Below are 23,250 nucleotides of genomic sequence, written 5' to 3' on the forward strand. Positions count from 1 at the left end.
TTATCAACCGGAGGAGAGAACAATGAGCAACGAACTTTATGCAGACGGCATCGGCGAAATCACCATTACGGGAACGATCGTGCGCATCGACCTGATGTCGCTTTCGGCAACCGATCGTGACGACAACAACAACCCGAAGCCGGTCTTCCGCCAGCGCATCATCATGCCTGTCGATGCTTTCGCCAATGCGGTGGATCTGATGCAGAAGGCGCTCGGCGGGTTGGTCGAAGCGGGTGCGGTCCGTCGTATCGGCGATATGTCGGCGGCGGCGGCTGCCGATATCCAGTCGGCGCCGGCCGGCGCTTCGAACGCTTCGCCGAACTTCAACTGACAAAACGAATATTGACTCGGTCTCTTATTGTTTCGGGTGGGCCATGAGTGGTTTTCTGCATACCAACCTGCACTGTCTGGCGCTCGTCGCGCGTCATCACGGCGTTGATCTCGCGCCTGAGCGATTGCAGCATGATTATGCCGTCGGCAACGATCCCGTTGCCGTACGGCAGCTGCTGCGGATGGCCAAGGATGCCGGCCTCAGAGCCCGGCATCTGACGCTCGACTGGCGAAGCCTGTTTCAGCTCGGCGAGGCCTTTCCGGTGCTCGCGGAACTGACGAACGGCAATTGGGTGGTGATCGCCGGCGCTGTCGGCAGCGGCGAGGATGAGAGAATTCGTGTTCTCGATCCGCTGGCGTCCCGCGCCGAAGTGATGATGCTCAGTGAAGAACAATTCGCCAAGGCCTGGCTCGGATCGGTCGTCCTGCTGAAGCGCAACTATCGCATGTCCGACGAAGACCGGCCCTTCGGCTTCCGCTGGTTCGTCCCCGAAATCATCAAGCAGCGCAGCTTCTTCCGCGATGTCGCGCTTGCCGCCTTCGTGCTCTATGGTCTCGGGCTGACGACGCCGATGTTCTTTCAGCTCGTCATCGACAAAGTGCTCGTGCATCAGAGCTATGCGACGCTGACGGTCCTGACGGTCGGTATCGCGGTGGCGCTCGTCTTCGACGCGACCTTCAGCTTCCTGCGCCGTTATCTGCTGCTCTACGCCACCAACAGGATCGACATCCGGGTGGCGACGCGCACCTTCGGCCATCTGCTCAACCTGCCGATCGCACTCTTCGAGCAGGCGTCTGCCGGCGTTCTCGTCAAGCATATGCAACAGACGGGGCGCATTCGCGAATTCCTGACCGGCCGGCTGTTCCTGACGCTTCTCGACGGCGTCTCGCTCTTCGTCTTCGTGCCGATCCTGCTTCTCTACAGTGTCAAGCTGACGCTCGTGGTGCTCGGCTTCGCAGCGCTCGTCGGGCTGGTGGTGATGATGCTCGTCGGCCCGTTCCAGCGCCGCCTGCAGGCGCTCTACCAGGCCGAAGGCGACCGGCAGGCCTTGCTTGTCGAAACCGTGCACGGCATGCGCACAGTGAAATCGCTGGCGCTGGAGCCGCGCCAGCGCAAGGTATGGGACGATTATTCGGCCCAGTCGATCTCGGTGCGCTTCCGGGTCGAGAAGATCTCCACCATCGCTCAGTCGCTGACGGGGCTTCTGGAAAAGCTGATGAGTGTGGCGATCATCGGCCTGGGCGCACTCGATGTCTTCAGCGGTGCGATGACGATCGGCGCGCTGGTCGCCTTCAACATGCTCGCCGGCCGCGTCTCCGGGCCGCTGGTGCAAATCGTCACCATGGTGCACGAATATCAGGAAGTGGCGCTCTCGGTGCGCATGCTCGGTGAGATCATGAATCAGCGGCCGGAGCAGGCCGGACGCGGCCGCGGTGTGCGGCCGCATCTGCATGGCCGCATCGAATTCGACCGCGTCTCCTTCCGCTATGCGCCGGATGCGGCACCTGCGCTCGACAATGTCTCCTTCGCCGTTCCGGCAGGCTCGGTCTTCGGCGTAGTCGGCAAGAGCGGCTCGGGCAAGACGACGATCACGCGGCTCATCCAGGGGCTCTATCAGAGCCAGGAGGGGCTGGTGCGCATGGACGGCTATGACAGCCGCGAGATTGACCTCGTGCACTTGAGAACCAGCATCGGCGTCGTGCTGCAGGACAATTTCCTGTTTCGCGGCTCGGTTCGCGACAATATCGCCGCCGCCAAGCCCGATGCCAGCATCGAGGAAATCATGGAGGTCGCCCGCATCGCCGGCGCCGAGGAGTTCATCGAGCGCCTGCCGCGCGGCTTCGACACGATGCTGGAGGAAAATGGCTCGAACCTTTCCGGCGGCCAGAAGCAGCGGTTGGCCATCGCGCGCGCGCTGATCACCGATCCGAAGCTGTTGATCTTCGACGAGGCGACGAGCGCGCTCGACCCTGACAGCGAGGCGATCATCCGCGAGAATCTGAGCCGCATCGCTGCCGGCCGCACCGTCATCATCGTCTCGCACCGGCTTTCGACGCTCGTCGATGCCGATGCCATTCTCGTCGTCGACCGTGGCAAGGTCGCCGATATCGGCCGGCACGATCAGCTTGTATCGCGCTGCATGACTTATCGCCACCTGTGGGCCCAGCAAATGAGGCAGGTCGCATGAACGCGCACGCGAGAAAACCCAGCGAAAACCTGCCGGTCCCTTCAGATAAGCGCTCCTCCGATCAGGGGCCTTCTGACAAGGGAAGACAACTGGCCGCCCGGCCGCCGCTGCCGCCGGCGATCGCGGAATTCCAGTCCGATGCCGTCGAGCTCGAGGAACGCGCGCCGCCGCGTGTGGCGCGCATGACGCTCTACTGTGTGACGGCGCTGCTTGCCGCGGCGATCACCTGGGCCTCGGTCTCCTCGATTGACGAGGTGGTGATCGCGCCCGGAAAGCTCGTCACCACCCAGCCGACCATCGTCGTCCAGCCACTCGAAACCTCGATCATCCGCACGATCGAGGTGAAGGCCGGCGAAGTGGTGCATGCCGGGCAGACGCTCGCGACCCTCGACGCCACTTTCAGCCAGGCCGATGTCGACCAGCAGCAGGCGAAATTCTCCGCGCTCGACGCCCAGGTAAAACGCATCGAGGCGGAGCTTGCCGGCGACGATTATACCAAGATGGCGGGAGATACGCCCGACCAGATGCTGCAGGCGCAGCTCTTCGGTCAGCGGCGGGCCTTCTACGTGGCGCAGCTGCAGAATTTCGACCAGCAGATCGCCGGCCAGTCGGCCGCTCTTGCGGCAAGCAGGAACCAGGAGGCGGTGCTCAACGACAGGCGCGAAGGGCTCTCGCAGATCGAGGCAGCGCGGGAGCGGCTCTATGACAACCAGAGCGGCTCGCTGATTACGCTGCTCGGCTCGCGCGACGCCCGCCTCGACGTGGAATCCGACCTGACCGCCGTCCGTGGCAAGGCCGACGAGGCCGCCCACTCCTATGCCAAGCTCCGAGCCGACCGCCAGGCCTTCATCGAGGATTTCCGCCGCGCCGCCATGGAGCAGCTGGTGGAATTGCGCGGCCAGCGCGACATGGCTGACGAGGAACTGAAAAAGATGGAGCTGCGCCGCAACATGGTGGCGCTGACGGCACCCGCCGATGCCGTCGTGCTGGATCTCGCCCAGCGCTCCATCGGATCGGTGGTGCGCGAAGCCGAACCGATCGTCACCCTGGTGCCGATCAACGTGCCGCTCGAAGCCGAAGTTTCGATCAACACGCGCGATATCGGCCGCGTTGCCGTCGGCAAGGAAGCGCGCATCAAGCTCGACGCCTATCCCTTCCAGAAATACGGCACGGCCTCCGGCACGGTGCGCACCATCAGTGAGGACACGTTCCTGACCGGCCAGCAGGACCAGACCGCCACCCCCAGCCAGCCGGCCGCGCCCTTTTTCAAGGCCCGCGTCCTGCTCGCCGATACGAGGCTGAATGCTTCGGATGTGCCGGTGCGGTTGCTTCCGGGCATGACCGTGTCCACGGAAATCAAGGTCGGCAAGCGCACGGTGATCTCCTATTTCCTGTATCCGTTGCTGCGGGGGCTGGATAACGCAATACGCGAACCGTAGGGGGATCAGTTCGCGGGAGGGCGAACATCGTCTGCCGGGTTGCTGCTTGACGCTCCAAGCACGCAACCTCACACTCGCGGTATCGAAGGTGAGTCGGACAGACTGTACCGTTTTTCACATCCGTTGCTCACCTCGGAAGGAGTCGCCGGCAGGGGCTTTGGTTTACCGGCCGACCGACACCGGTCGGTCGCAAACAGGATCGAGATTGATTGGGCTCGAACTCGCATCCGCTCCGATTTTGCTTGTGAGGTCGCGCCGTGGATAAGGTGTTATCAGCAGTCGATCCTCCCCGCGACATCCGGCTTCGGCGCTGGAATTCCCTGTTGCGGAGCAACCGCCGCCGGCTGCTTTGGTCGGTGCTTTTGATATCGGTTTTGCTTCTTGCAGGCAGCATTGTTTTTTACCGTGAAATCCACCACAGCGAAGATCCGGTCGAGCTCTTTGAAGATCGAGCACTCGATAAGGCTGCCCGATCGGCGCCCATAACCGTCCGCCCCGATACGGCGGCTCCTTCTCCTCTCTCGCCAATGTCCATACCGCTGCAGCTGATCGAGGTCCCGAAGCCGGAACTGGCCGGTCAGTTTCTGCGGATGTGGCGCGTCTCGGGGCCGAATATTTGCGGTGCTCTTCGAGAGGCCGGCATCGAGATGAGCGAATGGAAAGCCGCATCGATGCGCAATCGCAATTATGAATGTTATTTTCAGCGCATCTACGAGCGGGACGAGGTGCGTCCCCTCAGCTCCACCTTCCTCAAGGTTCGTGGAAATGAAATGGGCGATGTTCTAGAAATCCGCGCCAAGATCATTGGGCCGACGACAGATGCTGAGGGGCGTCTCGCCCCGGCCGTCCTGCGCATTTTCGAGATCATCGTGAAGCAGTCGTGCTGGCGCGATTTCGAGGATACGCTTGCGTCGATCCAAAACCTTCGAAATGTCGAAGACGAACGATTCGGCTCCTATCTCGGCTTCACGCGCGAAGCCGGCAGCGGAAATAACTTTAATTTTGTCCTTGGTCTGAAGGCGACTTCAGCTTCACAGATGAGGACGAAGACGTATTTTTCGACAGAGCGCTGGCTGGCGACAACAAATCCCCGCCTCATGGACAGCTTGAGCCCGTCGCTATCAGCCAATTGCGCTCAATGACGGCGCAAACCGAACGCGACTCGGACTGTCGATGTCGCCAGCAATCAGAAGGGGTCGGCCTTCATGCAAACACCGCCTTTCCGATCACGGGTGTCGAAGGCACGGCCATGTCGCGTGGCTCCAGCATGCCGGCGCCGAACGCCTGCCTGCCGGCATCGATTGCCTTGGCAAAGGCCTCCGCCATCGCGGCCGGGTCGCCGGCGCCGGCGACAGCGGTGTTGAGCAGCACGGCATCGAAGCCCAGTTCCATGACGATGGCGGCATGCGAAGGCCTGCCGATACCGGCATCCACGATCAGAGGCACGTCTGGAAAATGCGCCCGCATCGATCGAAGGGCTGAAAGATTTTGGGGTCCCGCCGCAGATCCGATCGGTGCGCACCAGGGCATCAGCACCCGGCATCCGGCGTCGATGAGGCGCTCGGCGACGACCAGGTCATCCGTCGTATAGGGAAAGACCTGAAAGCCTTCGCCGGTCAGGATGCGTGCCGCTTCGACGAGCGCGAAGACATCCGGCTGCAGCGTATCGTGATTGCCGATCACCTCCAGCTTGATCCAATCGGTGCGAAAGACTTCGCGGGCCATCTTTGCCGTCAGCACCGCCTCGGATACGCCGTGGCAGCCGGCCGTATTGGGAAGAACGTGAACGCCGAGCGCGCGGATCATGTCGAAGAAAGCGCCGCCGTTGCGCCCGCCTGCCATTTCGCGGCGCAGCGACACGGTGACGATCTCGGTTTTAGAGCGCGTGATGGCTTCGGCGAGGATCGCCGGCGAGGGGTAACGGGCGGTGCCGAGAAGCAGGCGCGATGCGATTTGACTTCCGTAAAGATCCAGCATGCTCAGCCTCCCTGCATCGGGGTGAGGATTTCGATCCTGTCATGATCGTTCAGCATGTGCTCGCCGCGATCCTCGCGATGAACCAGTTCGCCGTTGACGGCGGTCGCCAGCCAGTCGCCTTCGTAATCGAGTGCGGCCAGAAGCTGCGAAAGCGTCGTGGCGGCGATTGTCTGGGCTTCGCCATTGATGATCAGTTGCATTGGGAGTTCCTTTGCTTCGGCTATTTGGAAAAAACGAGATCGGCGGCCTCGGCCGCCATGGTCGGCGCCAGCAGAAAACCGTGGCGATAAAGGCCGTTGAAAACGACGACCTTCCCCTCCCGCACGACGCGCGGAAGATTGTCGGGTAGGGCAGGGCGGATGCCGGCGCCGGTTTCGACGACGGCGGCGTCGGCAAAGGCCGGGTGCAGCGCATAGGCCGTGTTCAGCAATTCCATCAGCGAGCGCGCGGTGATCGGGCCGTCGGAATCGGTCTCGATCATCGTTGCGCCGATCATGAAAAACCCGTTGCCGCGCGGGACGATATAGACGGGAAAGCGTGGATGGAGCAGGCGGACGGGCCGGGCGAGGGTGATCTCTTCAGTCTGGAGATAGAGCATTTCGCCCCGCACGCCGCGCAGATCATGCTCTTGCCCGATGCGGGCAGCGCCGGTGCAGTCGACGATGTCGGAGAAATCGTCATCGCCCGGAGCTGCGTCGGTAAAGGTAACGCCGTTTGCCGTCAGTTGCTCCTTCAGCGCGTGCAATGCCTGGCGAGGGTCCAGATGCGCTTCGCCTGGGAAGAACAGGCCGTGCCTGAAACGGGTGGCGAGCGCGGGCTCAAGGGCGGCAATATCGCTCTCCTCAACCCATTGATAACCGGTCGTGCGGCCGGCAAACCGCTTCAACTCGCCATGGTCGCGCGTCGAGGCGACGACGAGCGTGCCGTTGCGGACGGTGCTGCCGGGCAGGATAGCTTCCCAGCGATCGGCGGCATCGAAGCCGCGTGTGAGCACGGCCTCATCGGCGCTTTCCCGCTCGCACCAGGGCGCCAGCATGCCGCCGGCGAGCCAGGACGCCGCATGGGCGAAATTCGGGTGCGGGTCGAAGACCGTGACATCGGCACCACGGGCATGCAGCTCGCGGGCGACGGTGAGGCCGGCGACGCCGGCCCCTTTGACAAGCACGCGCATGTCAGTCCGCCCCGTGTGCGGGGGCGTCGATCGGCATATAGAGATCGCCGCCCTCCCGGTATTTTGCCGCCATCGCGTCCAGCCCTTCCTTCTGCGCTTCGGCGCGGATGTCATGCGATATGCGCATGGAGCAGAATTTCGGGCCGCACATCGAACAGAAATGCGCCACCTTGTGGGCTTCCTTCGGAAGCGTCTCGTCGTGGAAGGAGCGGGCGGTGTCGGGATCGAGCGACAGGTTGAACTGGTCTTCCCAACGAAATTCGAAACGCGCCCGCGACAAGGCGTCGTCGCGCAGGCGGGCGGCCGGATGGCCCTTGGCGAGGTCGGCCGCATGGGCGGCGATCTTGTAGGTGATGACGCCGGTCTTGACGTCGCTGCGGTCAGGCAGGCCGAGATGCTCTTTCGGGGTGACGTAGCAGAGCATGGCCGTGCCGAACCAGCCGATCATCGCCGCGCCGATGCCGGAGGTGATATGGTCGTAGCCGGGGGCGATATCGGTCGTCAGCGGCCCCAGCGTATAGAAGGGCGCCTCGCCGCAGACGGCGAGCTGCTTGTCCATGTTTTCCTTGATCTTGTGCATCGGCACATGGCCAGGCCCCTCGATCATCACCTGGCAATCCCTCGCCCAGGCGATTTTCGTCAGCTCGCCGAGCGTTTCGAGTTCGGCAAATTGCGCCGCATCATTGGCATCGGCGATCGAGCCGGGGCGAAGGCCGTCGCCGAGCGAGAAGGAGACGTCATAGGTCCGGCAGATATCGCAGATCTCCTCGAAATGCTCGTAGAGGAAGCTCTCGCGGTGATGATGCAGGCACCACTTGGCCATGATCGAACCGCCGCGCGAGACGATGCCGGTGACGCGATTGACGGTGAGCGGGATGTAATGCAGCCGCACGCCGGCATGGATGGTGAAATAGTCGACGCCCTGTTCGGCCTGCTCGATCAGCGTATCGCGATAGATTTCCCAGGTGAGATCCTCGGCGATGCCGCCGACCTTTTCCAGCGCCTGATAAAGCGGCACCGTGCCGATCGGCAGCGGCGAATTGCGGATGATCCATTCGCGGATATTGTGGATGTTGCGGCCGGTCGAAAGATCCATGACCGTATCGGCGCCCCAGCGGGCAGCCCAGACCATCTTCTCGACTTCTTCGGCCATCGATGAGGTGACGGCGGAGTTGCCGATATTGGCGTTGATCTTGACCAGAAAATTCCGGCCGATGATCATCGGTTCGCTTTCGGGATGGTTGATGTTGGCGGGGATGATCGCCCGGCCGGCGGCGACTTCCCGGCGGACGAATTCCGGCGTCACGTGATCGGGAATATCGGCGCCGAAGCTTTCGCCGTCGCGTACCAAGGCCTCCGCCTTGGCTTTGCGGCCGAGATTCTCGCGAATGGCGATGAACTCCATCTCCGGCGTGATGATGCCGGCGCGTGCATAAGCGATCTGGGTGACGGCTTTGCCGTTTTTGGCGCGCAGCGGCTGGCGTCGCCCGGGGAATTCCGGCGTTAGCCGGTCGCCGCTGACGAAGCCGTTATCCTCGGGGCGGACATGGCGGCCGTCATAGGCTTCGACATCGCCGCGGGCCAGCAGCCAGTCGCGTCGCAATGGGGGCAGGCCCTGCTCGATGCGGATCTCCGCACCTTCGATCGTATAGGGGCCGGAGGAATCATAGACGACGACAGGCGGCTCGCCGGCGGTCGGATGGACGCTGATTTCGCGCATCGGCACGCGGATATCACTGTGGATATCTCCCGGAATATGGATCTTCCGCGAGGCCGGCAGCGCGCCGGTGGTGACGGTCGGGGTGAGGTTTTTTGCGGCAATGGTCATGGTTTGAGGCTCCAAATTGCGAGTTGGAGACCCAGTCAGTCAGCCGGAATGATGGAAAGACGCCGACATGGATTCCACGCGGGAATCCGAAGCCTTCGAGCGCTTGCACCGTCCCTACGCCAGTATGAACTGGATCAGGTTCAACGGGTCACTGCGCCACAACAGGCTAAGCCTGATTGTCCAGCAGTATCTCAGCCCCTTGCCGGGACCCCCCTGGTGAATGCCGATAGTCGTAAAGCGCCGTCCCGGATCATGTCAAGCTTAAGAGCTTTGTCGTTCCGCTTTTGTCGTCCCGTCTCGGAGCCTGTTGCGTTACTGGCCGAACTGCGGCACATGTCAGTTCACTCAACGTCAGGTGGATTATGTCGTTTCGGATTGAACGTCTTATGCGAGAACATCTCAGTGGCGCCGCCGGTGTGCTGGTCAGTGCCTATTCGGGACCTCCGTGGAACGAGAATTGGTCGCTTGAAGCGGCGATTGAAAATGTAAACAACGTGCTCGAAACCCCCAAATCCATTGCTCTTGCGGCCATCGACGGAGGCAAGGTGCTGGGGATCGCGCTGGGCATACGGCAGCGGCGCCATGCCGGTCCGGTCATTTATCTGGATGAGCTTTCGGTGCTGCCTGAAGCGCAGGGTCGGGGAATAGGGACCGCGCTATTGTCGGCCGTTTCCGAAACAGCAAAGGCCGAGGGATGCAACAGCGTCTGGTTGGTCTCACAGCGGGAAGGTGCGCTGTCGCAATTTTATCAGCGCTGCGGATTCGCCGTCGGCAACAACCTTGGTCTCTACTCCAAATCGAGTGCGTAGCGGTTGGCCCCGTGACCGCGATTCTACTTTGAACCTATCTCCTTGTGGGATGAAAGAGCGCATGTCTGATCGGATTTGCCTGTCCGGTATATCGGAGGAAAGCTGGCGAGCGGTCATCGAAATGCTGGGGGCTGCCGGCTGGTCTGTGCGAAAGGGTGGCGGCCTTGATTTCTCCTGGGCTATCCTTGAGCGCGGCGGGATACGGATCGACATGGAATATGATGCATGGCAGGAGGGCGAAATGGCCTTTGCCAAAACCGACGGGTCGACAATAATGATCGATCTTCCAGCACAATTGATATTGGAGCTGAAATTGAACTGACCCGCCACCAAACGTTCGGCGGCCTTTGAAGATGCCCGCTCAATCCGGTCGCAATGTCTTGCCGGATTCCGCATCGAAAAGATGAAGCTTCCCCGGTCGAGCGGCGATCGTCGCGACCTGCCCCGGCTCAAAGTCGTGACGGTCGGACAGCACCGCGACAAGCTCGCCGGACCCGTAGCGCAGGAAGACCATCGTCTCATGGCCGGTGGGTTCGGTCACACTGACCGTCGTGTCGAGGCCGCTTTGGCTGAGCGACAGGTGTTCAGGCCGCACGCCGAGAAGCACGGCCTGCCCGTCGGACGCCTGCGGGATAAAACCGAGCGCAATCTCGTCGCCGGTCTCCGTGACGAAGATCGCACCATCGGCCTTGTAGCGGCCTTTCAGCAGATTCATCGACGGCGAGCCGATAAAGGCCGCCACGAATGTATTGCGCGGACGATCGTAGAGTTCCAGCGGTGTACCGATCTGCTCGACCTTGCCGCCCTGCATGACCACGATCTTGTCGGCCATGGTCATCGCTTCGACCTGGTCATGGGTGACATAGATCGTCGTGGTTCTCAGCCGCTGGTGCAGCTCCTTGATCTCCTTGCGCATCTGCACGCGCAGCTTGGCGTCGAGGTTCGACAAGGGCTCGTCGAACAGGAAAACCTGCGGCGACCTGACGATCGCGCGTCCCATCGCCACGCGCTGGCGCTGGCCGCCCGAAAGCTGGCGCGGATAGCGGTCGAGATAGGGCACGAGGTCAAGCGTTTCGGCCGCCGCCTGCAGCCGCTGCTTGATGATGTCGGCCGGCTGCTTCTGCAGGCGCAGCGAAAAGACCATGTTTTCGGCAACGGTCTTGTGCGGATAGAGCGCATAGCTCTGGAAGACCATCGCGATGTCGCGATCCTTCGGCGGCAGATTGTTGACGACCTTTCCGCCGATCGAGATGGTGCCGCCGGTGATGCTTTCGAGCCCCGCGACCATGCGCAGCAATGTCGATTTGCCGCAACCGGACGGGCCGACGAGCACCACAAATTCGCCGTCGCGAATATCGATATCGACGCCATGCAGGATATTTACGGCGCCATAGGCCTTCCGCGCCTCTGAAATATTGACTTCAGCCATATGCCTCCCACTCGCTTTCCGGCTCCCCCGGGCAGTCCCAAGAGATATGCATCTCGCGACAATATCCAAGGCATCAGGCCTGGCGAAACCGCACTCTGCCGCTGCTCAGATAGACTGTCGGACCTCCTCCATGAAACGTTTCATTTTTGATTGACTTTTCCCGCTTGCCGTCTAATTCTCGCTGGCGAGGCCGAGAGGAGCGGTTTCGAACATAAATATGAAACGTTTCATTTTTTTGTTTACCAGATAGTTCTGCACGAGACCAGTCCCAAAATCGGACCGGAGCCACTCCGGAAGGACCGGCTGGCGGCAGCGCACAAATGTGGAGGAGGAAAGCATGAAAGTCGAAATATACGATGCATTGATGCGCCGTCAGGCAAGCCGTCGCGACGTCCTGCGCGGGACGGCGAGTGCTGCGGCTCTGCTCGGTCTATCCGGCGCGATGGGCGGAATTCCCGGCATGGCGATTGCCGCCGACGATCTGCGCGCCCAGATCCTGCAGATTCCGGGCGTCGGCAAGGGCTCGCCGACGGACGCGGACTGGCAGAAGGTCGGCGAACTCTGCCTCGGCCCGACCAAGGCCAACGTCAAGCAGGGCGAATTTGCCGGTGTCGAGCTGACCTTCATGGGGCTCAACAATCAAAACCTGCACAACTTCCTGTTCCGCGGCTTCCTGAAGCCCTGGGAGGCTTATACCGGCGCCAAGATCAACTGGATCGACCTTGCGCAAGCCGACTATAACGCCCGCCTTCAGCAATCGATCGCGACGGGCACGGTCGATTTCGACATTCTGGAAATGGGGGCCCCCTTCGAAGGCGATACCGCCGGACGCGGGCTTCTGGACGAGATGCCGGACTGGGCTGCAAAGCAGATCGAAGCCGACGACCTGGTGAGCTACCTGAAGCCCCCGGTCGGCACTTGGGGCGGCAAGACCTATCGCGTTACGATCGACGGCGACTGCCACACCTTCGCCTATCGCAAGGATTATTTCGGAGAGGGCTCCATCAGCGGCATGGCCGAGCCGCCGAAGACCTGGCAGGAGGTCAATGCAGCCTCCAAGGCGCTGATCGGCAAGACCGATCCGCTGACCGGCCAGCCGGCCTATGGCTATCTCGACCCGCTCAAGGGCTGGGGCGGTTTCGGCTTCTATTTCATCGAGAACCGCGCGACGGCCTATGCCAAATATCCCGGTGACCCGGCCTGGCTGTTCGATCCTGAAAACATGAAGCCGCTGGTCAATAACCCCGCATGGGTCCAGGCGATCCAGGACGTGCTCGATCTGATCGCGGCCAAGGCCTATCCGGCCGATCAGATCAATGCCGATCCCGGCACCACGGCCTTCTCGCAGTTCCTGGCAGGCACCGGCGCCATGCTGATGTGGTGGGGTGATGTCGGCTCTGGCGCGCGCACCTCGGACTCGTCGGTCGTCGGCGATGTGGTCGGCTTCGGTATCAACCGCGGCTCCAACCGGGTCTACAACCGTAAGACCGGGCAATGGGAAGACAAGTATAACGAAGCGCCCAACATGGCCTATCTCGGCTGGGGCATCTATGTCACCAAGCAGGTCTCCGGCGACGAGAAGAAGCGCAAGGCGGCCTGGTCCGCTGCCGCCCATCTCGGCGGCAAGGATCTGTCGCTGTGGACGTCGGCCTATCCCTCCGGCTTCCAGCCTTACCGCCAGTCCAACTTCAACTACGACGAATGGGAAAAGGCAGGTTACGACCGTGCCTATATCGAGGACTATCTGGGTTCGAATGCCGACAGCTACAACCACCCGAACGCTGCCATCGAACCGCGCATCCCCGGTATCTTCCAATATTATTCCGTCGCCGAGGACGAATTGGCCAAAGGCTTTGCCGGACAATATAAGTCGGCGCAGGAGACCGCGGATGCGATTGCGGCCGCCTGGGAAAAGATCACCGACCAGATCGGCCGCGACAGCCAGCTGAAACTCTATCGGGCGAGCCTCGGGCTGTGATCGTTTGACACCAGTATGCCGGCGGACCGGAAACGGTTCGCCGGCGCTCATTCTGTCCGGGCGAGGAATATCATGTCGACAGTCGAAGGCGACCTGCTCCACACGGTCGAAGCCGGCGCCATTTCCGCGAGCCGCCGTTTCTGGGGCCGCACGGCTCTGTGGCTGAGCGCCCTATGGTTCATAGCGTCGTTCCTATTGCAGGGTGCCCATGAGCTGGGCTGGAGCGGTTGGGGTTTTGAGAACTGGCGGCCGGTTCTTTATGCCTATTTTCTCTGGGCCGCCGTTCTTTGCGTCACGCGTGTCGTCATTTACGGCGAGCCCGGCAAGAAGGCGCTTTTCGTTCTCCCGGCCGCGCTTTTCGTCGTGTCGATGGTGGTGTTCCCGCTGCTCTTTGCGCTCTGGATCGGCTTTTCCGATTGGAACCTCGCCTCCTCGACCGGGCGGCGCTTCAATGGGCTCGACAATGTGCGCCGGATGATCGCCGATCCGTTCTATGCCAATGCCTTGCTGAACATGGTCCTTTATTGCCTGGCGATTGTGGTCGAATATGCAATCGCCTTCGGGCTGGCGCTGCTCCTCAACCAGGAAATTATCGCCCGAAAATTCTGGCGGGTCACCTTCCTCATCCCTTTGATGCTGTCGCCGGTCGCGGTGAGCTGGATGGTCGGCAAATCGATGCTGGAGACCCGTTTCGGCCCGATCGCGCGCTTCGCCCGCTGGCTCGGCTGGGAAAACCCATCCTTCTTCGGCGATCCGCTGACGGCGAAACTGTCGATCATGATCATGGATGCCTGGACCTTCATTCCCTTCATGATGATCATGCTGCTTGCCGGATTGCAGGGCCTGTCCAGGGAGGTGCTGGAGGCGGCCGAAGTCGATGGGGCCACCAGATGGCAGCGCTTCTGGAAGGTCACTTTCCCGCTCATGCTGCCGGTTTCGGTGACGGCGGTGATGATCCGGGTGATCTTCAAGCTCAAGCTCGCCGACATCATCATCACCGTGACATCGGGAGGTCCGGGCGGCGCGACCGACTCCGTCACCAGTTTCATCTATCGTGAATACCGCGACCGTTCGAATGTCGGATACGGTACCTTGCTCGCGCTCGTCTATCTGGTGATCATCGTCTTCGGGATGACAATGCTGATGAAGATCTCGGACCGTATCGTGAAGCGGATGACAGGAAGGCTCTGATGGTTCGCATCGATTTCGAAAAATACGGGCGGGCTCAGCGCATTCGCTGGTGGGCCATGCGTCTGGCCGTCTACGGCCTGCTCGTCACCTGGGCGTGTGTCTGCATCTTCCCGCTGTTCTGGACGGTGTCGACCTCGTTCAAAACAGCCGCCGATGTCATGCGCGGCAATCTGGTCCCCTGGTTCAATTTTACCCCCAGCTGGCTCGGCTGGCGCTCGCTCGGGCTCTCACCCGATACGATTTCAGAGGTATCGACGGTGCGTGACGAGTTCATGCGCAGGCTCTGGAACAGCATCATCATCTCGGTTACGGCATCCGCCCTTGCGGTCGTGCTTGGATCGCTGGCGGCCTACGGCCTCAGCCGTTTTTCCTACAAGTTCGGCCATATGCGCAATTCCGACATCTCCTTTTTCTTCCTGTCGCAGCTGATCATGCCGCCCGTTGTTCTCGCCCTGCCGTTCCTGGTTCTCTACAAGGAGCTGGCGCTGCTCGACACTTATGCGGGTATGATCGCCGTCTATACGCTGATGGTCCTGCCGATCGTCGTCTGGATCATGCGCGACCAGTTCGCCACCATCCCGGTAGAGCTCGAGGAGGCGGCATTGGTCGATGGTCTGTCGATCTGGGGCGCCTTTGCCCGCATCATCGTGCCGCTCGTTCTGCCGGGCATGGTGGCCGCGTTCCTCCTGGCGCTGATCCTGTGCTGGAACGAATATTTCTTCGCCGCACTGCTGACCTCCACCAATACCAACACGCTGCCGGTGATGATCGCCAGCCAGACGGGCAGCCAGGGCATCAACTGGTGGTCGATGGCCGCCCTTTCCACCGCCGGCATCCTTCCGCTTGTCGTCGTCGGCGTCGTGCTGGAAAAGCACATCATTGCCGGGATGACCGCGGGCGCCGTCAAGTAGTTGCGGGATGTCGAAAATGTCAAAGATGCCGACAGTCAAGGATGTCGCCGAATATGCAGGCGTCTCTGTCGGCACCGTTTCGCGTGTCCTGTCGGGCGAAGCCGCGGTCAAACCCATGCTGCGGGAAAAGGTCAACGACGCTATTGCAGCGCTCGGTTACCGCCCGAACGTCACCGCGAGAGCGCTGCGCACCAGCAGAACCGACGTCATCGGCCTCATCGTTCCCGATATCACCAATCCGTTCTTCGCCCAACTTGCGGCAAGCGTCGAGCGTGCGGCGCTCGAGCGTGCGCATAGCCTGATGCTGGCAAGCTCGCATGACGATCGCGAGGCGGAACAGAGCCACGTCTCGGCCTTTCTCCACCGGTCGGTGCGCGGCATCATCGTGGTGGCTTCGAGCGACGGTTCAGGCCTCGATCTGCCGGCATCGGTGCCGATCATATCGCTGGACCGGCGCTTCGGCACCTTTCCCCTGGTGTCGACCAACCATGCGCAGGCAGCCGCGCTGATTGCCGACCATCTCTACGGGCTCGGGCACCGCCGCATCGCCTATATTGCCGGGCCTGTCGACACCGAGGCGGGGCGCATGCGCAAGGAGGGTTTTGTCGGCCGCATGGACGGGTTCGGCAAAACAGGCGAACCCGTCGAGCTGGAAATTGCCTATGGCAGGTTCGACTACGAGTCCGGGGAAAGAATTGCCCGCGACCTGCTTTCGCGCCCCTCCCAGGACCGGCCGACGGCGATTGCGGCCGCCAGCGATCAGCAGGCGATCGGCGCGCTGCGCGCAGCGCGCGACCTCAAGATCGACGTGCCGCGCAAACTGTCGGTCACGGGGTTCGATGATATTTCGCTCGCCAATCTTGTCGTTCCCAGGCTGACGACCATACGTCAGCCGGCCGACATGCTGGCGCGGCGCGCGGTCGGCCTTCTCTTGGCGGAACCGCCGGGCGCGGAAGACGAAACGGTCGACGGGTCGCTGATCGTGCGCGGTTCGAGCGGCCCGTGCCCGCAACCCAAGGCCGATAGCGCCGGCCATACGAATTGAAGCAGGGCCGGTGCTCCGGCAACAAGAAAAGGATGGAAGATCGATGCTCAAGGGAATTCGGGCCGAACTCAACGGCGACATTCTTCAAGCACTTTGCAACATGGGACATGGCGATTATCTCGTCATCTCAGACATGAATTTTCCGTCGGATTCGATTGCCCGGCAGACTCGCCTGGGGACGCTGCTGACCATGGAAAACATTCCCGCGCCGCAGGCGATCGATGCGATCCTTTCGGTCTTGCCGCTGGACACACCGATCCAGCCTTCGGTCGGCCGCATGGAAGTGATTGGCAAGCCGGGTGAAATTCCCTCGATCCAGCAGGAAGTCCAGGCGATCGTCGACCGCGCCGAAGGCAAACCATCGCCGATGTATCCTGTCGAACGCATGGCCTTCTATGACATCGCCAAAAAGGCCTATTGCGTCATCGCAACGGGGGAGCTGCGCTTCTACGGATGCTTCCTTCTGACCAAGGGCGTCATTCCGGAGGCGGAGGCCATCCGATGAGCGAGAAAAACGGGATCGTCATTCTCGGCATTTTTGCCGCCGACACCGCCTATAAGGCAAAACGCCTGCCCCACATTGCCGAGACGCTGATGGGGTCTGGTTTCACGCTCGGGCCGGGAGGCAAGGGCTCCAACCAGGCGATTGCCGCGGCCAAGGCCGGCGGTAAGGTGACCTTCATCTCACGGGTCGGCAACGACCCGTTCGGCGAGATGGCCCTTGCCGCCTATTCCCAGGCGGGCGTCAAAGCCAATGTGATGAAGATGGACGGTGTTTCCAGCGGTGCTGCCTTCATCTTCGTCGACGAGGTGAGCGGCGACAATGCCATCATCGTCGTGCCGGGTGCCGCGGGCCTTATCGGCATCGAAGATGTCGATGCGAACCGGGCGGCGATCGAAAGCGCCGCGATTTTCATGACGCAGCTCGAACAGCCGCTCGAGGCCGCCTTGCACGGTCTCTCGATGGCGAAAAGGGCAGGGGTCACGACGATCTTCAATCCCGCGCCGGCGCGAGCCATTCCGGACGAAATCTACGGCCTGTGCGATTTCATCGTACCCAACGAGGTGGAAGCCGCCGAATTGGTGGGTCATGCGATCACAACCGATGAGCAGGTCCGTGCGGCCGGCCGCGCCCTGCTCGATCGAGGGGCGCAAGCGGCGGTCATCACGCTCGGCGGACGCGGCGCGTATTATCACACCGCCGATCAGAGTGAATTCGTCCCTGCATTCTCGGCAGGAAATGTCATCGACACCACAGGGGCGGGGGACGCCTTTCTCGGCGGTTTCGCGACGGCGATTTCGGAAGGGCAAACACCGATCGAGGCCGTCCGTTTCGGCTCAGCGACCGCTGCAATCGCCGTAACCCGGCCGGGCACGGCCCCCGCCATGCCTTCACGCGCCGAGATCAGCGCCTTGCTGGGCTTGGCATGATTGAATACCGCAAGGGAATCCGGTTGAATCGACTGCAGGCTACAGCGGCGCGGCGCTGTAGCGCTCTATCTTGGCCTGCAAGCCGCCGAGCTTGATCACGCTCCCGATTGGGATAGGGGCAACGCCGCCTATGCTATCTAGTTCACGGATGCTTCTGGATCTTGCAGCCACGTCGGAATATCCTGTTTGGTGTGGAGGACACGCCATACATCGATGTGACCGGCTTGCTCGATATAGAAAACGATATGGGGGAAGCCCTTTAGCGGCATGCTGCGCAGCTCGGGCAAGCCCACCTCATAGGCGTAGCGGAATGCACCCGACGCAGGATGCTCCGCGATCAAGGTGTAGGTCGATTGCAGCGCCTCGACGAAACCTAGCGCAATCCGAGCGCCGGCCTCGCGAGTATAATAATCCACTGCATTTTCGACGTCCCGGCGGGCCGAAAGGCGAGGGACGATGGACTTTATGGTCACTTGGAACTTTGTCTCAGGGCGCGGTCGCGCAAGCTGTCGAAATAGTTGGCATCGACTGGCTCGGTCGTCTCGGATGAAGCGCCCTCAAGTAGCAGATCGCGCAAACGCTGCCGATCTCTATCGCGACGGATTAACTCGCGTACATACTCGCTGCTGGTGCCATAGCCTCGCCCAGCGACCTGTTGGTCGACGAAGTGTTTCAGGTTTTCCGGCAGTGAGATATTCATGGTGCTCATGAGGTTAAAATAGGCCGAATGGCAAAATTTGGCAAGGCGCATTGATGGTCGGCCGCGAAAAACCGGAGTTGCCTGCGAAATTTGCCAAGCGGTGAATTGCAGACGTTGAAATCCTGCATACTTTATGTATGCAGGATAAAAGAACCTGGCCGAGGAGAAGCGCAGCATGACGATGACCACCTTGAAAATTGTCGACCTGCATAGCCGTGTCGAAGCCATCTTCCGCAAGGCCGGCCTCAACAGCGCACAGGCCGGTGCGCTTGCCCGCGTCATCGTTGCCGGTGAGCGCGACGCCTGCAAATCGCACGGCATCTACCGTATCGAGGGCGCGCTGCGCACCGTCAAATCAGGCAAGGTGAAGCCGGACGCCTTACCGGGACTGGATCTCAACGAAGGGTCCGCCATCGTCAAGGTCAACGCCAATGGCGGCTTTGCCAATGCGGCCTTCGAACTCGGTCTGCCGGCGCTGGGCGAACGCACCCGCAGGCTCGGCATTGCCGCCCTCGTCATCAACGATTGCAGCCACTTCTCCGCGCTCTGGCCGGAGGTGGAGGCGGTGACCAAAGAAGGCCTTGCCGGTCTCGTCATGTGCCCGAGCTATGCGACCGTCGCGCCCGCCGGCGGCAACAAGCCGCTGCTCGGCACGAACCCCTTCGCCTTCGGCTGGCCGCGCAAGGACACGTCGCCCTACGTTTTCGACTTTGCGACCTCCGTCGCCGCCCGCGGCGAAATCGAGTTGCACCGCCGCGCCGGCAAGCAGCTTCCCGAGGGCTGGGCGATCGATGCCGAAGGCAATCCGACGACCGATCCGGAGGCCGCGCTTGCGGGCGCCATGCTGCCCTTCGGCGGACACAAGGGATCGGCCATCGGCACGATGATCGAACTCCTCGCCGGCATCATGATCGGCGATCTCACCAGCCCCGAGGTGCTCGACTATCTCGGCACGACGACACTCGCTCCCTTCCATGGCGAAGTCATCATCGCCATGTCGCCGCAAGCCTTTGCCGCCGGCCGCCCCGGCGATCCCTTCGCCCGCGCCGAGCTGCTCTTCGAGGCGATCGTCGGCAGCGGCGCCCGCCTGCCGTCGCAGCGCCGCTTCGCCGCCCGCCGGAAGTCCGAAACGGAAGGCGTCGCGTTGACGGCCGCCGAGTTAGAACTGCTTGACCGTCTTTTGGAAAAAGGTCTCGACGCGGTCTCGTGACGGCGTCGTCTTTTCTCTGATTTGCAAATGACAAGGCCCTCCGAATGAACTGCCCCCCGAAAGTTGGACATCAACCTTCGGGGGCCAGTTCAGAGAGGAGGGCCTTCGCTTAAATCGACGGATTATGCCGCGGCTTTATACGTCTGCACGGCGCCGGGCAGCTTGCTCCATTCGGCGTACCAGGTGTCAAACAGCTTCAGCTGGGCTTCGACATAGCCGCGCTGGCTTTCGGAAAGCACGTCCGTCTCGTTGAAGTGCAGCGTGTATTCCGGATCACCCTTCAGCACCATCATATGCTTGAAGTAGAGAACGAGATCCGGGCCTTCATCGAAAGAGGAGAGCACGGCAAGCGCCGATTCCAGTTCCAGCGCACGCTGGCGGGCATCCGGATCGCCGGCGGCCGCAGCCTGGGCGAGGTTGCACACGTGGATGACTTCCTTCGGCAGCACGCAGCCGATGCCGGTGATCGCGCCGACAGCACCGCAGTTGACGAAGCCGTGGAAGACGCAGGTGTCGACGCCGATCATCAGCGAGACGTCATCGTCGCGGCTGGTGATGTTTTCGGCCGCATAGCGCATGTCGGCCGCACCGCCGAATTCCTTGAAGCCGACGAGGTTCTTGTGCTCCTCACGCAGCGCGAAGAACAGCTCGGCGCGGGTAGAAAAGCCGTAATAGGGGCTGTTGTAGATAACGGCCGGCAGGTTCGGGGCAGCCGAAAGGATGGCTTTGAAGTGGTTCTTCTGGGCGGCGACGACCGTGCCGCGCGACAGGACACGCGGGATCACCATAAGGCCCTGGGCACCGACTTTCTGGGCGTGCGCGGCGTGCGCGACAGCCGAGGCGCTGTTGACGGCGCCGGTGCCGACGATGACCGGAATACCGGCCTTCACCAGGCGCTCCACGCCCTGCATGCGCTGCTCATCCGTCAACAGCGGCCAGTCCCCCATGGAGCCGCAATAGACGACGGCGGACATGCCCTTTTCGATCAGTTCCTTGCCCTTGCGCACCAGTGCGTCGAAGTCTGGCGTACGGTCGTCCTTGCAGGGCGTCATCAGGGCGGGAATGACGCCAGAAAAAATTGTGGCCTTCATGTCGATTTCCTTCAGCGCTAGGGGAGGCTCGATCGGCAAAGGTCGCCGACCTGTTCGAGGATGGAGATAACATCCTGTGTTCTATTTGTCGACAAGAAAAATACAAGACCTGTTATAGCGCTATGTCGAGCTTGCCGGTGCGGCTGAAAAGCTTCTGCACCTGGGCGACGATCTGCTCGGCGTGAACCTTGCCCAGACGATCGGCAGCCTCGAGATCCCGTGCCTCGATCGCGGCAATGATCTCGGCATGTTCATCGACGAACTGCTGGGGAAAATGTTCGTCGTAGGACTGATAATAAAGCCGGAGAATGCGCCGGCCTTCATCGAGCAGCCGGCGAAAAAGCCCGGTGAAATAGGGGTTGCGCCCGGCCTCGGCGATGGCGGCATGGAAGGCGGCGTTGGTCGCGATCATCGCCAGCGTGTCGCGCGCTTCGATCGCCGCCGAATAGTCCTCGTGGAAACGACGGATAGAGGGCAGGTCCTCCAGGCGGTGGTTCTGCGCCGCCAGCCGGGTCGTTACCCGATACATAAGAACAAGGGCGTCGAAGAAGGTGGCGAGATTGAGAAAATCGATGTTCGACACCATGGTCGAGCGGTTCGGCAGCGTTTCGATCAGCCCGTCACCCGCCAGGCGCACCAGCGCTTCGCGGATCGGTGTCCGCGACATGTTGAACCGCTCCGCCAACTGTACTTCGTCGATCGGGCTGCCGGGGGCAAGCTTCAGGTCAAGTATCTCATCGCGCAGCAGGTCGTAGACCAGTTTCACGCCGGAGCCGCGTTTGCGTTCGGGAAGCGAACCGGGGTCGATGTCGGGCATAAAAACTCCTTTTGTCGACAGGACAAATACGACGAGTTTCAAGCTGGATCAAACCTTCAAGTTCGGTTCTGCGGGGAGATAGTCAGGAGAGCGATCCTCGATAAGTATGCTATGTGCTTGAGTTGATATGATATAACATAACGTGTGGCGGTCAGGTTGAAATGTCCGCGGTTGCGCAAAGTAGAAATGTCACTGGCGGCAGCCGCACGGCAGGCCGACCAGCCCCGATCTGAGCGGCTGGTCCGGGTTGCAAGATCAGATCGGGGCGGGTTTGTGGCACCATCGGCTTTAGCTTTAAGACGATGCGATCGACGCCTCACTCGGCAGCATCGCGCTTTGCCAGCGCAGCTTTATGGCGTTCGATGACGGCCGGATCGTTCGTAAAATCCTTCCGTCGCCCCGGACCGTGAGCACGTCGCACATAGCCGTTCTTCTCGCTGTTGGTCATCACCACCGGCTTCGACGGCTGCTCCTGACGCTCCTTGATATAAGTCAGAACGTCGCCGAGCCGTTTGTTCTCGGTGATCGCCGCATGCGTCACCCGCTGGTCCTTGTCGAAGGTTTTGTAGGGCAGGGAATGTCCCTTCCATCGTACATCGAGGCGGCCATCGGCATAGGCATAGGTCTCGACATAGCGGCCGGCCAATCCGCGCGTCACGTCGCTCTCCTCCAGCATGATCCGCTTACGCTCGAACGAAAACGTCAGCTGCGACCCGACATAGCGCTGCTCGCGTTTGCACAGGATCTCCTTCAACCGATCCGGTGCAAGATTTACCGGCCGGTGCAGGTCATCGGATCGGGCAGGGACAATCGCAAACCGCCCATTGTAGTCCACCATGAAGCCCGGCAGAAACGCATTGCCTGCCTCCATGGTGTCGATGCCTGCCAGTCGCAATTCCTTGACCAGACGATCCTGCAGCGTCCGGTTCATCCGCTCGACACGGCCTTTGGCCTGGCTGGAGTTTGCACAGAGAATCTCGATATTTAGCTCCGAGAGTGCCCGTCCGAACTGGGTCATGCCCTGACCACCCTTGGCCTCCTTCTTCGTCACCCGGAAGACCGAGTGCTTGTCGGAATAAAAGGCGATCGGCGCCCCGTGCTGCTTCAGATAAAGCTCAAGTGCGTCGAAATAGCTGAAGGCGCTTTCCGAGCGCACGAACCGCAACTGCATCAACCGGCCCGTCGCATCGTCGACAAACACCAGGAGCGAGCACGGATCTCCACGATCCTCGAACCAGCGATGCTCGGACCCGTCGATCTGCACCAGCTCGCCATAGGCTTCGCGCCGCAAGCGCGGCTGATGAAACGTCCGCCGCTGCTTGCGTGACAGCCACAATCCGGCCTGCGTCATCCAGCCGCGCAACGTCTCGCGCGACACACGCAATCCATCGCGCTCGGCAAGCTTCTCGGCCGCCAGCGTCGGACCGAAATCCGCATAACGTTCACGAACCAGCGTCACCGCATAATCGCGAACACCATCGCTGATCCGGTTGTTCGACGGCCGGCCGATCGCCTTGTGGCGGATCGATGCCGCACCGGTCGTTCTGATGCGATCCAACAGCCGCCGCACCTGGCGCTCGCTGAGAGCAAGCACATGTGACGCCGACACCATCGTCATCCGCCCGTCGGCAACCTTCGACAAAACCTCGATCCGCTGCAGGTCACGCTCGCTCATCGCAATCAGTCCCATCCGCTTGTCTCCCG

At 61.5% G+C, this 23,250-nt stretch carries 23 protein-coding genes and 1 riboswitch; of the genes, 13 read left to right on the top strand and 10 right to left on the bottom strand.

What is annotated here, in order from left to right; all coding sequences use genetic code 11:
* Positions 1-22 precede the first annotated feature (22 nt).
* The 4 genes from QMO80_RS32230 to QMO80_RS32245 all read left to right on the top strand — a co-directional run bounded on the left by QMO80_RS32230 (position 23) and on the right by QMO80_RS32245 (position 5,100).
* On the top strand, positions 23-331 hold the full coding sequence (locus QMO80_RS32230) for a hypothetical protein (RefSeq protein WP_283201619.1): 309 nt from the start codon (positions 23-25) through the stop codon (positions 329-331).
* A 43-nt stretch (positions 332-374) separates the two neighbouring features.
* Positions 375-2,519, top strand: a complete 2,145-nt coding sequence (locus QMO80_RS32235; RefSeq protein ID WP_283201620.1) for a peptidase domain-containing ABC transporter — start codon at positions 375-377, stop codon at positions 2,517-2,519.
* A complete protein-coding gene (locus tag QMO80_RS32240; protein WP_283201621.1) occupies positions 2,516-3,958 on the top strand; it encodes an HlyD family type I secretion periplasmic adaptor subunit in 1,443 nt (480 codons plus the stop codon). Before QMO80_RS32235 ends, QMO80_RS32240 begins: the two co-directional genes overlap by 4 nt.
* A gap of 323 nt (positions 3,959-4,281) precedes the next feature.
* On the top strand, positions 4,282-5,100 hold the full coding sequence (locus QMO80_RS32245) for a DUF6030 family protein (RefSeq protein WP_283201786.1): 819 nt from the start codon (positions 4,282-4,284) through the stop codon (positions 5,098-5,100).
* Between the two features lie 61 nt (positions 5,101-5,161).
* On the opposite strand, the gene QMO80_RS32250 is transcribed toward QMO80_RS32245, so the two are convergent.
* Genes QMO80_RS32250 through thiC form a run of 4 tightly spaced genes read right to left on the bottom strand, consistent with a single transcriptional unit; the run spans position 5,162 to position 8,934 of the window.
* Positions 5,162-5,935 (bottom strand): thiazole synthase, encoded by a 774-nt coding sequence (locus tag QMO80_RS32250; RefSeq protein WP_283201622.1) that lies wholly within the window; start codon positions 5,933-5,935, stop codon positions 5,162-5,164.
* A 2-nt stretch (positions 5,936-5,937) separates the two neighbouring features.
* Positions 5,938-6,135 (bottom strand): sulfur carrier protein ThiS, encoded by a 198-nt coding sequence (gene thiS / locus QMO80_RS32255; RefSeq protein WP_283201623.1) that lies wholly within the window; start codon positions 6,133-6,135, stop codon positions 5,938-5,940.
* Positions 6,136-6,155: 20 nt separating this feature from the next.
* Positions 6,156-7,106: a glycine oxidase ThiO gene (gene thiO, locus QMO80_RS32260; RefSeq protein ID WP_283201624.1), complete on the bottom strand. Its 951-nt coding sequence runs from the start codon at positions 7,104-7,106 to the stop codon at positions 6,156-6,158.
* A 1-nt stretch (position 7,107) separates the two neighbouring features.
* Positions 7,108-8,934 carry a phosphomethylpyrimidine synthase ThiC gene (gene thiC / locus QMO80_RS32265; RefSeq protein WP_283201625.1) on the bottom strand — a complete coding sequence of 609 codons (1,827 nt, stop codon included), beginning with the start codon at positions 8,932-8,934 and terminating at the stop codon, positions 7,108-7,110.
* A gap of 93 nt (positions 8,935-9,027) precedes the next feature.
* A riboswitch (TPP riboswitch) is annotated at positions 9,028-9,159 on the bottom strand.
* Positions 9,160-9,296: 137 nt separating this feature from the next.
* On the opposite strand from thiC, the gene QMO80_RS32270 reads away from it, so the two are divergent.
* Positions 9,297-9,743 (top strand): GNAT family N-acetyltransferase, encoded by a 447-nt coding sequence (locus tag QMO80_RS32270; protein WP_283201626.1) that lies wholly within the window; start codon positions 9,297-9,299, stop codon positions 9,741-9,743.
* 49 nt (positions 9,744-9,792) lie between these two features.
* Positions 9,793-10,065, top strand: a complete 273-nt coding sequence (locus QMO80_RS32275; RefSeq protein ID WP_283201627.1) for a hypothetical protein — start codon at positions 9,793-9,795, stop codon at positions 10,063-10,065.
* 39 nt (positions 10,066-10,104) lie between these two features.
* Here the strand turns inward: QMO80_RS32275 and QMO80_RS32280 are convergent, their stop codons facing one another.
* Entirely contained in the window at positions 10,105-11,172 is a 1,068-nt protein-coding gene (locus tag QMO80_RS32280) for an ABC transporter ATP-binding protein (protein ID WP_283201628.1), read from the bottom strand.
* 337 nt (positions 11,173-11,509) lie between these two features.
* Here QMO80_RS32280 and QMO80_RS32285 point away from each other — a divergent pair, with 337 nt between their 5' ends.
* From QMO80_RS32285 to rbsK, 6 genes are all read left to right on the top strand, one after another.
* The gene (locus tag QMO80_RS32285; protein ID WP_283201629.1) at positions 11,510-13,150 is read left to right on the top strand and encodes an extracellular solute-binding protein; all 1,641 of its coding nucleotides are present in this window, start codon (positions 11,510-11,512) and stop codon (positions 13,148-13,150) included.
* Positions 13,151-13,222: 72 nt separating this feature from the next.
* Positions 13,223-14,341 carry a carbohydrate ABC transporter permease gene (locus QMO80_RS32290; protein ID WP_283201630.1) on the top strand — a complete coding sequence of 373 codons (1,119 nt, stop codon included), beginning with the start codon at positions 13,223-13,225 and terminating at the stop codon, positions 14,339-14,341.
* Positions 14,341-15,252: a carbohydrate ABC transporter permease gene (locus QMO80_RS32295; protein ID WP_283201631.1), complete on the top strand. Its 912-nt coding sequence runs from the start codon at positions 14,341-14,343 to the stop codon at positions 15,250-15,252. Before QMO80_RS32290 ends, QMO80_RS32295 begins: the two co-directional genes overlap by 1 nt.
* Positions 15,253-15,268: 16 nt before the next feature.
* Entirely contained in the window at positions 15,269-16,297 is a 1,029-nt protein-coding gene (locus tag QMO80_RS32300) for a LacI family DNA-binding transcriptional regulator (protein WP_283201632.1), read from the top strand.
* Positions 16,298-16,340: 43 nt separating this feature from the next.
* Positions 16,341-16,802, top strand: coding sequence for an RbsD/FucU family protein (locus QMO80_RS32305; RefSeq protein ID WP_283201633.1), 462 nt, complete (start codon positions 16,341-16,343; stop codon positions 16,800-16,802).
* Positions 16,799-17,728 carry a ribokinase gene (gene rbsK, locus QMO80_RS32310; protein WP_283201634.1) on the top strand — a complete coding sequence of 310 codons (930 nt, stop codon included), beginning with the start codon at positions 16,799-16,801 and terminating at the stop codon, positions 17,726-17,728. Before QMO80_RS32305 ends, rbsK begins: the two co-directional genes overlap by 4 nt.
* Before the next feature lie 137 nt (positions 17,729-17,865).
* On the opposite strand, the gene QMO80_RS32315 is transcribed toward rbsK, so the two are convergent.
* Positions 17,866-18,195: a type II toxin-antitoxin system RelE/ParE family toxin gene (locus QMO80_RS32315; RefSeq protein WP_283201787.1), complete on the bottom strand. Its 330-nt coding sequence runs from the start codon at positions 18,193-18,195 to the stop codon at positions 17,866-17,868.
* A gap of 2 nt (positions 18,196-18,197) precedes the next feature.
* Positions 18,198-18,437, bottom strand: a complete 240-nt coding sequence (locus QMO80_RS32320; RefSeq protein WP_283201788.1) for a type II toxin-antitoxin system ParD family antitoxin — start codon at positions 18,435-18,437, stop codon at positions 18,198-18,200.
* Positions 18,438-18,603: 166 nt separating this feature from the next.
* On the opposite strand from QMO80_RS32320, the gene QMO80_RS32325 reads away from it, so the two are divergent.
* Positions 18,604-19,638 (top strand): Ldh family oxidoreductase, encoded by a 1,035-nt coding sequence (locus tag QMO80_RS32325; RefSeq protein WP_283201635.1) that lies wholly within the window; start codon positions 18,604-18,606, stop codon positions 19,636-19,638.
* 122 nt (positions 19,639-19,760) lie between these two features.
* Here QMO80_RS32325 and QMO80_RS32330 read toward each other — a convergent pair whose 3' ends face one another.
* From QMO80_RS32330 to QMO80_RS32340, 3 genes are all read right to left on the bottom strand, one after another.
* The gene (locus tag QMO80_RS32330; RefSeq protein ID WP_283201636.1) at positions 19,761-20,729 is read right to left on the bottom strand and encodes a dihydrodipicolinate synthase family protein; all 969 of its coding nucleotides are present in this window, start codon (positions 20,727-20,729) and stop codon (positions 19,761-19,763) included.
* Between the two features lie 112 nt (positions 20,730-20,841).
* Complete coding sequence (locus QMO80_RS32335) at positions 20,842-21,546, bottom strand: GntR family transcriptional regulator (protein ID WP_283201637.1); 705 nt, start codon at positions 21,544-21,546, stop codon at positions 20,842-20,844.
* Between the two features lie 316 nt (positions 21,547-21,862).
* A complete protein-coding gene (locus QMO80_RS32340; RefSeq protein ID WP_283200343.1) occupies positions 21,863-23,236 on the bottom strand; it encodes an ISNCY family transposase in 1,374 nt (457 codons plus the stop codon).
* Positions 23,237-23,250 lie beyond the last annotated feature (14 nt).

It is taken from the genome of Rhizobium sp. BT03 (assembly GCF_030053155.1).
Taxonomy (GTDB): domain Bacteria; phylum Pseudomonadota; class Alphaproteobacteria; order Rhizobiales; family Rhizobiaceae; genus Rhizobium.

Bases quoted from the DNA above. Each gene is read 5' to 3' on its own strand.
- QMO80_RS32285 (WP_283201629.1), top strand. From the start codon at position 11,510: ATGAAAGTCGAAATATACGATGCATTGATGCGCCGTCAGGCAAGCCGT.
- QMO80_RS32235 (WP_283201620.1), top strand. From the start codon at position 375: ATGAGTGGTTTTCTGCATACCAACCTGCACTGTCTGGCGCTCGTCGCG.
- thiC (WP_283201625.1), bottom strand. From the start codon at position 8,934: ATGACCATTGCCGCAAAAAACCTCACCCCGACCGTCACCACCGGCGCG.
- QMO80_RS32275 (WP_283201627.1), top strand. From the start codon at position 9,793: ATGAAAGAGCGCATGTCTGATCGGATTTGCCTGTCCGGTATATCGGAG.
- QMO80_RS32295 (WP_283201631.1), top strand. From the start codon at position 14,341: ATGGTTCGCATCGATTTCGAAAAATACGGGCGGGCTCAGCGCATTCGC.
- QMO80_RS32230 (WP_283201619.1), top strand. From the start codon at position 23: ATGAGCAACGAACTTTATGCAGACGGCATCGGCGAAATCACCATTACG.
- QMO80_RS32240 (WP_283201621.1), top strand. From the start codon at position 2,516: ATGAACGCGCACGCGAGAAAACCCAGCGAAAACCTGCCGGTCCCTTCA.
- QMO80_RS32330 (WP_283201636.1), bottom strand. From the start codon at position 20,729: ATGAAGGCCACAATTTTTTCTGGCGTCATTCCCGCCCTGATGACGCCC.
- QMO80_RS32280 (WP_283201628.1), bottom strand. From the start codon at position 11,172: ATGGCTGAAGTCAATATTTCAGAGGCGCGGAAGGCCTATGGCGCCGTA.
- QMO80_RS32335 (WP_283201637.1), bottom strand. From the start codon at position 21,546: ATGCCCGACATCGACCCCGGTTCGCTTCCCGAACGCAAACGCGGCTCC.
- QMO80_RS32250 (WP_283201622.1), bottom strand. From the start codon at position 5,935: ATGCTGGATCTTTACGGAAGTCAAATCGCATCGCGCCTGCTTCTCGGC.
- QMO80_RS32325 (WP_283201635.1), top strand. From the start codon at position 18,604: ATGACGATGACCACCTTGAAAATTGTCGACCTGCATAGCCGTGTCGAA.
- QMO80_RS32300 (WP_283201632.1), top strand. From the start codon at position 15,269: ATGTCAAAGATGCCGACAGTCAAGGATGTCGCCGAATATGCAGGCGTC.
- rbsK (WP_283201634.1), top strand. From the start codon at position 16,799: ATGAGCGAGAAAAACGGGATCGTCATTCTCGGCATTTTTGCCGCCGAC.
- QMO80_RS32305 (WP_283201633.1), top strand. From the start codon at position 16,341: ATGCTCAAGGGAATTCGGGCCGAACTCAACGGCGACATTCTTCAAGCA.
- thiO (WP_283201624.1), bottom strand. From the start codon at position 7,106: ATGCGCGTGCTTGTCAAAGGGGCCGGCGTCGCCGGCCTCACCGTCGCC.
- thiS (WP_283201623.1), bottom strand. From the start codon at position 6,135: ATGCAACTGATCATCAATGGCGAAGCCCAGACAATCGCCGCCACGACG.
- QMO80_RS32320 (WP_283201788.1), bottom strand. From the start codon at position 18,437: ATGAGCACCATGAATATCTCACTGCCGGAAAACCTGAAACACTTCGTC.
- QMO80_RS32290 (WP_283201630.1), top strand. From the start codon at position 13,223: ATGTCGACAGTCGAAGGCGACCTGCTCCACACGGTCGAAGCCGGCGCC.
- QMO80_RS32340 (WP_283200343.1), bottom strand. From the start codon at position 23,236: ATGGGACTGATTGCGATGAGCGAGCGTGACCTGCAGCGGATCGAGGTT.
- QMO80_RS32270 (WP_283201626.1), top strand. From the start codon at position 9,297: ATGTCGTTTCGGATTGAACGTCTTATGCGAGAACATCTCAGTGGCGCC.